The organism is Campylobacter sp. US42a (assembly GCF_004379055.1).
GTDB lineage: Bacteria > Campylobacterota > Campylobacteria > Campylobacterales > Campylobacteraceae > Campylobacter_D > Campylobacter_D jejuni.
This window is the reverse complement of sequence record NZ_RYYK01000001.1, coordinates 1-13,011: the sequence shown is the minus strand read 5'-3', so window position 1 is coordinate 13,011 and position 13,011 is coordinate 1. Positions and strand designations below refer to the sequence as shown.

Genomic DNA, 13,011 nt, shown 5'->3' with positions numbered 1-13,011 from the left:
GAAGGAAAATTTATGGATGAAGAATTAGAAAACGAAGAAACGAAAAAGAAAAAAGGCGGTTCACTTGTAATTATTATTGTTATTTTACTTTTTGTTTTACTTCTTAGTATTATGGGAGTGATTGCTTGGCTTATTTCAAGCAGTTCAAGTGATGAAAGTGAAGTCAAAGAAGCTCCAAAAGAAGAGGCAAAAGCCGATAAACCTAAGGTTTCAGCCCCTACTCAACGAGGTAGTGATTTTGCTAATATAGGTCCTATGTATCCACTTGATCCTTTTACCCTAAATTTACTTAGCGATAGTGGCTCAAGATATGTAAAATGCACTATAGAATTAGAACAAAATAGCGAACTTTTAAAACCTGAGCTTGACAAAAAAGTTCCAGTGATTCGTGATATTATTATTCGTACATTAACAGCTAAAACTTTTGAAGAAGTAAGTACACAAAAAGGCAAAGAACGTTTAAAAGATGAGCTAGTTGGAAAAATCAATGAAATTTTAACCGATGGCTTTATTAAAAATGTTTATTTTACGGATTTTGTAGTTTCTTAATGCGTGTAGGCTGTGATATCATCGCCATTTCTAGGATAGAAAAAATTCATTCTAGACATGGTAAAAATTTTTTGGATAAATTTCTAAGCCCAAAAGAACAAATACTCATTAAAAATCCAGCAACTCTAGCAGGCCTTTGGGCTGCTAAAGAAGCCGCTAGCAAGGCTTTGGGTGTTGGAATTTGTGAATTATGCAGTTTTTTTGATATTGAAATATCAAAAGATGAAAAAAACGCGCCTAAATTAAAATATTCTCAAAAAATTACAAAAGATTTTAATATCACTCAAACTTCCCTAAGCATTTCTCATGATAATGGTTTTGCTATAGCCATAGTGGCTATAGTTTGATTATTTTCCTATAGTTTGCTTGTCTAAATTTCTTGAAAGTATGAAATCCACCACAGGTTGTTCTCTTTTATTTGCTCTTTTACAATGATCTTTTTGAAAAAAATCTGTGATTTTTATAACAATCCTTGCCCATTTTTTGCGATTTCTTTCACGCCACGCATGAGAAGAAACACTCTCCCAAGCATAGCCATTAAACAAGCTTGCATTTACAAAATGATCTAAAGCTCTAACACCCTGTCTTGCTCGTGCGGTATTAAAAAAAGTTCCTATAATCACAATAAAAAGATATCCTAAAACTGCTAAAGGTACTATTGCACAAAGCAGAATAGTACCTGCTAATTTTTCTTTTAAGCTTCCTTTTAAGGTGCGTTTTACACGACGACGAAAATTGGCACGAATTTTAGTTCTAACTCTTTTCATAGCTCTCTTTTGCTAAATTTTATCCTCATACCATTAGCCGAACGCACTGTTAAACGCCCTACTACATCAGGTACAAAACCTTCTTCAAGTTCTAGTTTGTAAGTTTTTAAAATATTAGCCAAAATCAAAATCGCTTCTTGCATAGCAAAACCTTGTCCTATACAAATTCTCTCCCCTACCCCAAAAGGCAAATAAGCATCTTTTTTGTATTCTCCTTCAAAACGAGAAGGATTAAATCCATGCGGATTTGTCCAAAATTCTTCATGTCTGTGTATCAGCCAAGGAGCAATCACCACCCCAGAACCTTTTTTAATAAGCTTATCTCTAACTTGGGTATCTTTTTTTGCCTCTCTTGCAAAAAATCCAACAGGAGGATAAAGCCTTAAAGATTCTTTAAAAATATTTGTTAAGTATTTAAACTGTCTTAGATGCGAAATTTCAATGGCTCCACCCTGTAAAACCTGAGTAATCTCCTCATAAGCTTTTTCTTGCTCCTTAGGATAAAGACTAAGCAAATAAAGTGTCCATGTCAAAGAACTTGCTGTGGTTTCATGTCCTGCTAAAAAAAGCATAGCCACTTGATCTAAAATTTCCTCAAAAGAAAAACGCTTATTCGTATCCGCATCCACTACTAAAAGCAAAGATCCTAAAATATCTTCAAATTCTGCATTATCCGTCATATCATATCTTGGCTTTATGATGTCACTTAAAACCTGTCTGATCACATCTCCAGCCTTAGCACGCTTACAATCTCCTAAAACATAAGAAAGCCATTTTGGAAAACGAAACATACGACGCATGGCTGTATGCACACTTTGCTCTTGAAAAGTCACAAAGGCATTTAAGATTTTTTTACCTTTTTCCTCATCGAGTTTTGAAGACATAATGGTGCGAAAAATCACATCAGCGGTAATAAAAGTCATAGCTTCATCTACTTCAATAACAGCATGATTTGGATACTTACTAAAACGATCCATCATATCTGCCACAGCTTCACTCATAAGATTAAACACTTTATTGATACGAGTCATTTCAAAACTTGGACGCAAAAGCTCTCTTTGCTTTTTCCAAACTTCACCATTTGTAGTAAAAATACTCTCCCCTAAAAGTGGACTTAAAAGCTCATGCAAAAATGCACTTTTAGGAAATTCTCTAACCTCATCAACCATCATTCTTTTAACTTCTTTAGTGTCATTTATAACATAAAGATCAAAATTTGGCATCTTCACATAGCCTGTTTGCATTTTATAACTACGCTCATAAAGCCCATCAAGCCAAGATCTACGCTTTAACAAAAAAGTTAAAAGTGTAGAAGCCTTATTTTTATAAGGTTTTGGAAAAAAGGGACATTCACTCATATTTTTACCTTTTCTTCTAAAAATTTAGGCATTATGATGAAAGAAAAAAAATCATAATCACCTTTAACACTAATACTATAAAGATATAAAAAGTGCGCTTTGTTTTTATCTCTTTTTATTTTTTTATACTCATGTTTTTCATATAAAGTGTGAAATTTAGCACTTAAAAATGGGGGTGTAAATTTAGCATTTACACCACTCGTGCGGAAAAAATCCACTTGAGGAAAACATGCTCCATCAATAATCGATGTGTAATCATACCATTTTAAATCAAACCTTGAAACAAATTCAAGCTTCTTTCTAAATTCATCTGCTTTTTTTTGATAACTCACTAAAGGTATGCATTCTCCTAAAGTAAGAATTTTTAATTTACGAAGTAAAGATAAATCTAAATTTTGTCTTAAAATACACTCCAAAACTTCTATGCAAACTATAGTTCCAACACTATGCGCTACTAAAATAAGCTCATAATCTTGTTTACTTTCGTTTTGTTTTAGCTTCTCCACTATAACATTTGCAAAAAGCTTGATTCTTTCTTGCATAATGCCTGTTTTTTTATCTTGCCAAGTAGCACAAAAAGCACAAATTCTTGCTATCCAAAATACAGCTAATTTCTTGCCTAATTTAAATAAAAAATGATTTAGTAAAAATCCTAAAAAACATCCTATGATGATAGCTAAAGAAAAATGCATATAATTTTGCAAAAAAGCAAAACTTCCAAAAGCTAAAACCAAAGAAAATAGTAAAGAAAATAACACATAAAAAAAAGGATAATAACCTGTGATAAGTTGATAAATCGACTCTTTACCAAATTTGATAAAAAGTCCTGTGATAGTATAAATTCTAAAAAAACTATAACAATCCGCTAAGGCATCTTTGTAATTTTCCGACCAATTTTTCTTAACAATATCATTCCATGTTAAAAAATGATATTTAGTTTGTACTCCTTCGCACGAAATTTGAAAAAAAGGAAATTGCTCATTTTTTTCAATTTTACTTATATCAGTCTTAATGTTAAAAGCATGAGAATAATCTTTTAGGTTTTTTTTAAATAAATCATAATAAAATCTATAACTTTTAGGATCATATCCTGCTATATAAAATACTTCCCTATCCATACAATAATTTCTTTTTACTTTTAATTATAACAACTTTGCTTTAAAAGCTCTCTTAATCAAAGCTTTTTAGTCTTATTTGTCTAAAAAGAAATTTTTATAAAAATTGCCGTTGAATTGATTAGTTTGTAAAAGGTATTTCTTAAAATTACACACCAAAACAGGATTAGGTTTATAAGCATGAGCTTCACGCCAAAAAAATTGAAGTTTTTTTGGATAAGATAAGCCTTCAAAATCATAAAAAGCATTGCCACAAACCTTAGTCGGACAGCCTTCTAAAATAGCACTAAGGCCTACTGTTGAATTTATAGTAATACAACCTAAAGCCTTTCTTAAAAGAACTGGCAAGTGGGTATCATGAACATATAAAACCCTTCCCTCTACATGATATTTTTGACTTAAATCATTTATAAGTTTAGAATAATTCTTATAACCCCTATCCATGGGATGGTGTTTAAAAACTAGATAAGATTTAGCTCTTGCATGATTTGCAAAAGAAAGTATGGTTTCCTCTATAAAGTGCTCTATGCTTTTTTTGTAATGATATTTAATTTGCGTATCGCTATAAACTTGTAAAATCGCCAAAAAGTACTTTTTTTCTAAATTATAAATCTTTTCATTTAGTTTTTTTTCTGTAATCTTATAAAGATACTTTCTATACAATGATCTAAACCAAAATAAAAATTCAAAAGGATATAAAGCACGATGATGAAGTTTGTTGTTAAAAAATGGAGCCAAAATAAAAGCAAACAACCAATACAAAAAAGCATCAAAAGCCATAAATTTAAATCCACCTGGAATTTCTTTTATGATTTCTTTGGTAAAAATATTTTGAGAAAGATAAAAATTTTTATCACGCGGTAAAGAAGAATTTGCATTCACCCCATCTTTTTCCAAAGTAATACAATAAGGCCTTAAATATCCTTCTTCAAAAATCCATATTTCAATTCCTAATTCTTTAGCCACTTTAATAGCCTTAGCATGGATAATACGACAATCATTATACATTAAAATAGCATCGATTTTTTTGCTTTGAAAAAAATCTCTATAGAAATTTTCAAGATCTTTTTCATCGCACTTACACCTCGTTCCACTAGGATAGAAAAAAAAATCTCCACCGTTAAAATTGAGTTTAAAAACTTTGGTTTGTTTTTTTTCCATTCTTATTGCAAGATGATGAAAAAAATTTCCCACAGGCCCTTGCAAGAGTAAAACATTTTTACCGCTAAATTCTTTTTTAATTTTAGTGCTAAATCTCATTTCTTTGCTAAAAATTCATAAAATCTTCTTATTTTTCTAAGCATAAAAGTTTTAAAATCTATTGTCAATTTTATATATTTTTTTGAAAAATAAGCTTTTTGTAAATTTAGCATTATATCTAAACAAACTTCAATTTCACATAAAGTTTTTGTTTTAGGATTTATATATCTTGGATATGCTATCAAAGCACCTGCTACAAGCTCTTCTAGGCTTAGTTTTCTTGTTCTTCTTTCGCATCTATATTTATCTTTTGTTAAACCCCAGCCCGCATAAAAAGGCATACCATAAGTAAAAACTTTTTTAGCTCTTAAAAGAGCATCAAAACCACTTGTAGAAGTAATAGTGTGAATTTCATCAGCAATTTTTATAGCACTATCAATACTGCAATCTTTTACAATCTTATCACAAAATTCCAAGATGAGTGTTTCATCTTTTAAACCTACACGGTTGCCGCTTAACACATCAGGATGGGGTTTAAAGATGATATAAGCATCTTGATTTTTAGAACGCACCTCCTTAAGTAAATCAAGAGTAGATAAGCCAAAACCCCCTAAAATCATCGAAGCATCATCTTCAACTTGAGCAGGGATTAAAATAATTTTTTGCCCTGTTTTGGCATTGATTTTTAAATTTTCATGCTTTAAGCCATTATATTTTGAAAAGCGGTTCTCAAGTAAGATTTTTATAATATTTTTTGCTCTATTTAGCATATTTTCATCAAAAATTTCGTTTTGCAAAAGCTCTTCTAGTTTACTTGGTTTATTTGGATCTATGTAAAGTCCTTTATCATCAACGATTAAAGAAAAAGGGCGCGTAAGATCAGAACCTAAAGAGATTGAGCGGATAAATCCATCTTCAACTAAAGAAATTTTAGGAGTAAAATGAAGCAAATTCTCATCTTGTGTTTTTTTTATAAGAATACTTTTAAGAGTATTATAATCTATCCTTTTACCCCAAATGAAAAATTTATCATTTTCTTTAAGTTTATACCTAGCTAAAGATTTTAAAGAATTTAAAAAAATGATTTCATTGTTTTTAGCCTTAAAAAAAGGCTTGATAAAATGCCTTTTCCATAGGGTAAAGCCTAGCATAAAAAGCCTATTAGAATTTGCTTTTTCTATATCTTTATATTTTACTAAAGTTTTGATAGTATCAAAAATATCACTTTTTTGATTTAAATAAGGATTAAAATACTCGCTATAAAGTATATAAGCAGCATAGAAAACTTCTTCTAAACTTCTTTTTTGCATCCTTCTTTTACACTCTAATTTATCTTTTGTTAGACCCCAGCCCGCATAAAAAGGCATGCCATAACAAATACACTCACATTCTTGCATCAAAGCTTCAAAACCCATACCAGAAGTTTTGGTATAAACCTTATCAAAAAACTCAAGCAAGGCTATGGGATTAAAATTTTCAGTGATTAAAATACATTCTTTAGGTAAGGAATTTAAATCTAAATCACTTTGTTTTTTACCACTTAAAACATCTGGATGGATTTTTATATAAATTTTAGAATCAGGATTTTCTTTTATGGCATCTTTTATCATATCAAGAGTTTTAAAATCTTTAGCAAGCCCAAATTCAAGCGAGGCATCACTGGCCGTTTGAGTGATGATTAAAACGCGTTTTTCATCTTTTTGAAAATAATTATCTGGGATATCGAGATTATTATTATACTTGCTAATTTTATATTTTTTGATAAGCTCTATAGCTTTTTTAGCTTGCTTGATTTCTTCATCTTTAAATTCATAAGTATTTAAAAGATTTTCAAGCTTTGAAGGCATTGTTGCATCATAATAAATGCCTATATCATCTTTAACCATAGAAAAACTTGGACTATTTTCAACCCCTAAGTTTAATGAGCGGATAAAACCATCTTCTAAAAGTATGAATTTAGCCTTATGTTTTTTTGCCAAATTCATAGCTTTTAAACCTGATTTTTTGCGTCCCCAGCCGAAGAAAAGATCATCTTTTTTGATTTTTAAATTTTTCTTATACAAAGAAATAGTATAAAAATTTCTAGCATTAGCAATAAGTTTTTTTGATGTTGAGTAACTACTCATATTTATTATTTAGCACAAAGATAAAAACTTTTTCTTGGTTAATTCAAGATCAAACATCCCATTTTTTGCTCTAGAATTTAAATTATCAAAAATATCTTCAATAAACTGTTTAGTTATTCCATAACTCTTTAAATTTGTAGAAATATTTAAAATATGAAATAAAGAAATAATTTTTTCCTTATATATAGATAAAAGCTTATTTATTTTTACATCATCAATGCATTGTAATAAAATAGGAATTGTAAAACTACATGCTAATCCATGAGATATACCTAATTTCATGGTTATTGGATAACTAATGGCGTGGGCTAATGCTGTTTGAGTATTTGAAAAAGCTAAACCTGCATAAATACTTGCTAAAATAATTTTCAAACGTAATTCTTTAGAATTTAAATCATTTTGCAACCTTGGTAAATATTCTAAAATCAATTCTATAGCCTTAATTGCATGATTTGCAGATATAGCATTAGAATTTTTATTCCAAATTGATTCTATAGAATGAGAAAGAGCATCTAAAGCCGTATATATAGTCAGCTCTCTTGGAATGTTTAAAAATAAATTTGGATCATAAAAAGCTTCTTTACAATATAAATTTTCATCAGATAATGAAAATTTAATATTATTAGGAGTATCCCATAATGTAGCCCATTTAGTAAGCTCGCTACTTGTACCTGCAGTAGTTGGAATAGCGAAAATAGGTATAAATGAACACGAATTACTTATATCCAAATTTCCACCATTTCTAATAACATCTCCTGATACGCTAAAATACTTGGCCATATCCAAAACACTACCACCACCAAAAGCTATAATTTCTTTATAATTTCTATAATCTTTTTTAATTAGTTCAGCATAATTAATTTCAGGGTTGGGTAAAATATCATAAATTACGCCTTCTAAACGATCGCCGAGCTTATCCTCTAAAATTTTGGTCAATCCTTTTTTATAAAAACTTTTTGAAGTAAGCAATAAAATAGAGTCTGTCTTTAAACTGTCTATAATATGCTCATATGATACATTAAAATTAATTTTAACCGGATTATAATATCTAAAATCACTCATCACTCTTCCTGTTTAAAAATTGTGCTATTCTCAATGCAACTTCTTTAGGAGTAATTTTAGGTCTTCCTAGTTTTTCTTTACTGCCTTTTAAAATTTTAACATAGATAAATACAGCTCCACCTTCCTTACGAGCAATAAAAAAATCAAGTGCTTGTATTAAATCATCCAATGAATTTATTATAAATATTTTTTCATAACCACAAAAATGCGCTATTTGTGGAAAATTTATAAATGGCGAAAGATTAAACTGTCCCCCAGTGCTATCATGACTTTCATTGTCTAATAATATATGACAAAAATTCCCTTTGTTATTATTCTTGGTATAATATGCATTTGTAGTTAATGCTCCCATTCTCATTAGCAAAGCAGAATCTCCATCTATTGCAATGATTTTTTTTGAATTTTGCAAGGATACACCTAAAGCTAAGGAACTTACACATCCCATTGATCCTACCATATATAATTGATTTTCCGTATCTCGAATTTCGTACAATTCTCTACCTGTTTTTCCTGTAGTTGCAAATAATGCAATATTATTTTTATAAGAAAAATTAGCAATACATTCTAAAATTTCAATTCTTTTTGGTTGAAATTCGGCTAAACTATTCTCTTGCTGGATTATCTCTCTACCTATATTCTTCACGGGAATATTAAAATTTTTCAAAGAACATTTTTCAAAAGTATTATTTTTAACTATAAAAAAATAAGATTTTTGTTGTTTTAAATGCTTATGAGCTATTTGCAACTGTCTAATAGCTTGATTATAGTCTGGAGATAAAAAATCATAAGTAATATTACAAGTTTCTAATAAACGATCTGTAATAGTTCCTAAAAGTTCATGTTGTGGCTCGTCAGTATTTCTATCTTGATCATCTCTTTCTCCTCTAAGAGAAACAAAACCTAAAATAGGAATTTCAAAAGTATAATTTAAAGAAGTAAGAGGGGATAGTGCATTGCTTAATCCACTATTTTGCATTAAAACAACTCCAAAATTATCTTTTTTTTCCATATTTGCTAAACTTATACCAGTAGCAATAGCTATGGCATCTCCTTCATTATTAGACATAATGAAAGAATTTTCATTAATAGCGTAATTTATCATAGGAGAAAGATACGAACAAGGCACTCCACTAAACTGAAAACATCCAATTGTTTTTAAAGCTTCTCCAAAAAATTCCATATTAAGCATTAGACAGTTCCTGGAATAAGATTTAGAATTTCATTAATTTTCATACATTTGCTTTCAGATTCTTTACTTCTATCATTTTCCAAAATTTCTTTTGCCACATTTTGCATTGCAACAAAAGAAGCGCGAAGCATATGATTAGCATATATAATTATATTAGCTCCATGTGCAGCCAAATCACTGGCTTTGATTTCATTAAAGCTAGTAGGAACAACAACAATAGGCGTGTCTTGATCTTTCAATCTAAATTGTTTTAAAAAATCAATGATTTCATCTCCATCTTTATGTCTAGAATGAATCATTATGCCATCTGCACCCGCTTGAATATATGCAAAAGCTCTTTGCAAGGCATCATCCATACCTTTATCTAAAATTAAAGATTCTATTCTAGCAATAATCATAAATTCGTTCGTTATTTGAGCTTTTTTTCCAGCTTGAATTTTACTACAAAAATCCTCAATACTGTCTTGATTTTGAATCACATCATTTCCAAGCAAAGAATTCTTTTTCAATCCTATCTTATCTTCAATAATCACAGCAGAAACACCTATTCTTTCTAAACTTCTTACAGTAAAAACAAAATGTTCTAGTTTCCCACCCGTATCAGCATCATAAATTAAAGGTTTTGATGTTACCTCAAATATTTCATTAACCGTATTAAGCCTACTTGATAATTCTACCGCTTCAATATCAGGCTTTCCTCTACTTGTTGAATCAGTTAAAGAACTAGACCAAAAACCGTCAAATTCTATTTTTGTACCATTTTTACTAACAAAAGTGTTTTCTGCAATCAATGCTGAAATTGCAGAATGCGTTTCTAAAATTCTTAAAGGTTTTTTAGCATTAATTAAACGCCTTAAAAGTGATAATCTAGCATTAGTTGTAATACCTAGAGATTTTGCATTTTGATTAAGTTCAGTAGAACTGATACCTTGGGTATATTTTGGTTCTATCAGCTCTCCACAACCTAATTCTTTCAACAAAGCAATAACATTTGATCTTTCTCTTTTTTGAGGACCTTCTTTCCAATCATCACCATGAATCACAAATTTGGGTTTTAGTTTAATAATATTATCAGCATAACTCAAAGTATTTTGAGGTATCACTTCATCAATAAAACCTATACTTTCAACAATAATTTTTCTTTGCTCATAATTCATATAAGGAAGTCGTTTATAAGAAGCAATCGCAGAATCAGTCAATAAACCCAATACAACCTTACCTTCAATCTTATTAGCGTATTCTCTTGCTAATTTCATAATATTTATATGACCAGGATGTATCAGATCAGCAGACATAGCTATATATACGATATTACTATTCATTTTTTACCTTTCTTTATTAAAAAATAATTCAACTTCATTATATAAATTATTAATTTTTTTTTCTAAATCAGTCTTTGAACTATTATCTATGATATAATGAGCATTTGGTTTAGCATATTTTATATCAACACCTACAACATCTTTAATTTCACCCTTTAAAGCACCAGAATACAAACCCTTCTGATCTCTTAAAATAAGCTCCTCCATAGGACAATCGACAAAAACTTCAAAATAATTTTCAATCGTATTTCTATTAAGTAAATAAATTTCTTCAAATAAAGATATAGTCGCACAGATAACAATTATGTCATTTTTTGCTAAAAAGGAGCATAAAGATGAAATTTTTTTAGCAGACATCAATCTTGCCTCTCTAGAATACCCGTACTCTTGCAAAATTTCCCTAATTACATCCCCATCCAATAAAATTGTATGAGGGTATTTTTCTTTCAATTTTTTATACAAGCCTTGACTTATAGTAGTTTTTCCAGCACCTGCCAATCCAGATATCCATATTACTTTGCCATTACTCATCAATTCTCATGCTCCTAAATTTATAAAAATAAAATTATATTTTTCTAGCACTCCAAGTTCTTGTAGTGTATTTTATACTAAATTCTTTTGGGAGTCTTTCTTTAATTTTACTCATAATTTTACCCAAAAGTTCTTCACCTTCTTTTGTTGCTACATCCCAATATTTATTTTTGACACTTTTCCATGCATTGATATAATTTTCAATATTCTGATGAAAATAAAAATCCTCTTCAGTATAAACAATGTTATCAAAAAGATCCTTGCGACTCTCTATGATAGGTCTTTGATCTTCCCTTCTTGTCCCTCTTGTGTAATTTGGCACAAATTCTACGATAGTGTCTTCAGCTATTTTTTGTATAGGATCATTTAAATCTCTATGATTCCACATACAAGTGAAATAAGCATCTTTTTTTAATAAACGATATGCTTCTTGCAAAGACTCATTCCTATCAATCACATCAAAACTACTTCCAAAAGTCACCCAATCAAAGCTTTCATTTTCTAAAGTTGTATTGTTTGCCACAGCACGAATCCAAGTAATATTTTTATCCCTTGTTCTATTTATACCAATTTCACGCATCGCATCATTTGGTTCTACAGATACCACCTCACATCCTCTTTCCAAAAGCATAATACTTAAATTTCCAGTTCCTGCACCGATATCAGCCACTTTAATATCTTTTTTTCCAATAAGACTAATTAGCATATCTATAGTTTTTGGTGTATAATTTGGTCTATAGCTATAAAATTTTGCATGTTCGGTATAATCCCATTTATTTTCTACTAATTTTTCCATAATTTTCCTTATTATTCGTCATTTTCAACACAAAATGACGAACTAAAGAATTATGAAAATTATGCCTTCTTAGCAGTCCAAGCTCTTATTTTGTAAGACATCTCGATTTTTTCCATATGAGAAATTTTAGCTTCTATCATTTCTAAAATTTCTTTCCATCTTTTTTCGCCAGCTTGTGCTTGTATATCATTTACAGAATGCCAAGCCCCAAGATAACGCTCTTTATCCCAAAACTCTTTATAGTCACACTCCATAAAAAAGCAGTCTGTGAAATCTCCTGTTGAAACAAGAATTTCTTCCCATTTTTTAGTATTTTGCAATCCACTGCTTACACGAGTAAGCTCTGGTACAATATGCTTAATTTCCTTTTCGATTTCATCAAAAACTGAGCCCTCTACAATGTGGCGAGGATTCCAAATCGCAGTGAAATACCCCCCCCCTGTCAATATACGACTAAATTCAGGGAGTGATTTTTTAGGATCTGTCCAGTGAAAAGAACTAGCCATAATAACCCAATCAGCGATATCACTCTCAATTCCAGTTTCTTCACCACTACCTTTTTTCCAGATTAAATTCGAACAATTTTGAGTAAATTTAATTCCTTCTTCTCTCATGTTATCATTGGGTTCTATGGCCGTAACATCAAGTTTAAACTCCTCTGAAAGAATTTTTGTAAATTTACCAGTACCCGCACCTACTTCAATGACCTTTAAGTCTTTAGTTGCTTTATTGGAATCATTAATACATCTGATAAGCTTTTCAATCAACATTGGATTATAAGCAGGTCTATTATGATAGTGTTTTGCCAAATTTGTAAAATCACCAAGATTCATTTAACATCCTTTTTTTTAATTTCTAATTATTTATTATACATTTTATTTCTTAAATCTTATTTTAATATTTTATTCTACATAATTTTCATCTAACTCCTTACACATTTTTTCAAATTCTTGATAGTATTTCCATGATGCTACTATATCCGGACGATGTTGTTTG

14 protein-coding genes are annotated in these 13,011 nt (G+C 29.9%); 2 read left to right on the top strand and 12 right to left on the bottom strand.

Translation table 11 applies throughout. The features are described from left to right. Window positions 1–12: 12 nt before the first annotated feature. Window positions 13–549, top strand: coding sequence for a flagellar basal body-associated protein FliL (gene fliL / locus ELQ10_RS00070; RefSeq protein WP_002855429.1), 537 nt, complete (start codon window positions 13–15; stop codon window positions 547–549). Beyond that, window positions 549–896 carry a holo-ACP synthase gene (acpS, locus tag ELQ10_RS00065; RefSeq protein ID WP_002825806.1) on the top strand — a complete coding sequence of 116 codons (348 nt, stop codon included), beginning with the start codon at window positions 549–551 and terminating at the stop codon, window positions 894–896. Before fliL ends, acpS begins: the two co-directional genes overlap by 1 nt. On the opposite strand, the gene ELQ10_RS00060 is transcribed toward acpS, so the two are convergent. The 12 genes from ELQ10_RS00060 to ELQ10_RS00005 form a co-directional block, all read right to left on the bottom strand. After that, the gene (locus ELQ10_RS00060) at window positions 897–1,316 is read right to left on the bottom strand and encodes a hypothetical protein (protein ID WP_002862076.1); all 420 of its coding nucleotides are present in this window, start codon (window positions 1,314–1,316) and stop codon (window positions 897–899) included. Then, entirely contained in the window at window positions 1,313–2,674 is a 1,362-nt protein-coding gene (locus ELQ10_RS00055) for a cytochrome P450 (protein ID WP_070284083.1), read from the bottom strand. The genes ELQ10_RS00060 and ELQ10_RS00055 overlap by 4 nt, the downstream gene beginning before the upstream one ends. Next, on the bottom strand, window positions 2,671–3,792 hold the full coding sequence (locus ELQ10_RS00050; RefSeq protein WP_134249993.1) for a DUF829 domain-containing protein: 1,122 nt from the start codon (window positions 3,790–3,792) through the stop codon (window positions 2,671–2,673). Before ELQ10_RS00050 ends, ELQ10_RS00055 begins: the two co-directional genes overlap by 4 nt. Before the next feature lie 72 nt (window positions 3,793–3,864). Next, a complete protein-coding gene (gene kpsS / locus ELQ10_RS00045) occupies window positions 3,865–5,049 on the bottom strand; it encodes a capsule polysaccharide modification protein KpsS (RefSeq protein ID WP_134249992.1) in 1,185 nt (394 codons plus the stop codon). Further along, window positions 5,046–7,115, bottom strand: a complete 2,070-nt coding sequence (locus ELQ10_RS00040) for a capsular polysaccharide biosynthesis protein (RefSeq protein WP_134249991.1) — start codon at window positions 7,113–7,115, stop codon at window positions 5,046–5,048. The genes kpsS and ELQ10_RS00040 overlap by 4 nt, the downstream gene beginning before the upstream one ends. Before the next feature lie 9 nt (window positions 7,116–7,124). Further along, window positions 7,125–8,177, bottom strand: coding sequence for a phosphonoacetaldehyde reductase (locus tag ELQ10_RS00035; RefSeq protein WP_079860325.1), 1,053 nt, complete (start codon window positions 8,175–8,177; stop codon window positions 7,125–7,127). Further along, the gene (gene aepY, locus ELQ10_RS00030) at window positions 8,170–9,366 is read right to left on the bottom strand and encodes a phosphonopyruvate decarboxylase (protein WP_070209819.1); all 1,197 of its coding nucleotides are present in this window, start codon (window positions 9,364–9,366) and stop codon (window positions 8,170–8,172) included. Before aepY ends, ELQ10_RS00035 begins: the two co-directional genes overlap by 8 nt. Next, window positions 9,366–10,688 carry a phosphoenolpyruvate mutase gene (gene aepX / locus ELQ10_RS00025; protein WP_186298583.1) on the bottom strand — a complete coding sequence of 441 codons (1,323 nt, stop codon included), beginning with the start codon at window positions 10,686–10,688 and terminating at the stop codon, window positions 9,366–9,368. Before aepX ends, aepY begins: the two co-directional genes overlap by 1 nt. Before the next feature lie 3 nt (window positions 10,689–10,691). Then, complete coding sequence (locus ELQ10_RS00020; protein WP_243833020.1) at window positions 10,692–11,222, bottom strand: adenylyl-sulfate kinase; 531 nt, start codon at window positions 11,220–11,222, stop codon at window positions 10,692–10,694. Between the two features lie 31 nt (window positions 11,223–11,253). Beyond that, window positions 11,254–12,015, bottom strand: a complete 762-nt coding sequence (locus ELQ10_RS00015) for a class I SAM-dependent methyltransferase (RefSeq protein ID WP_070209821.1) — start codon at window positions 12,013–12,015, stop codon at window positions 11,254–11,256. Between the two features lie 59 nt (window positions 12,016–12,074). Beyond that, complete coding sequence (locus ELQ10_RS00010; protein ID WP_070244141.1) at window positions 12,075–12,848, bottom strand: class I SAM-dependent methyltransferase; 774 nt, start codon at window positions 12,846–12,848, stop codon at window positions 12,075–12,077. Window positions 12,849–12,917: 69 nt separating this feature from the next. After that, window positions 12,918–13,011: DUF2972 domain-containing protein (locus ELQ10_RS00005; RefSeq protein WP_134249990.1), on the bottom strand; the 94-nt coding region annotated here is incomplete at its 5' end.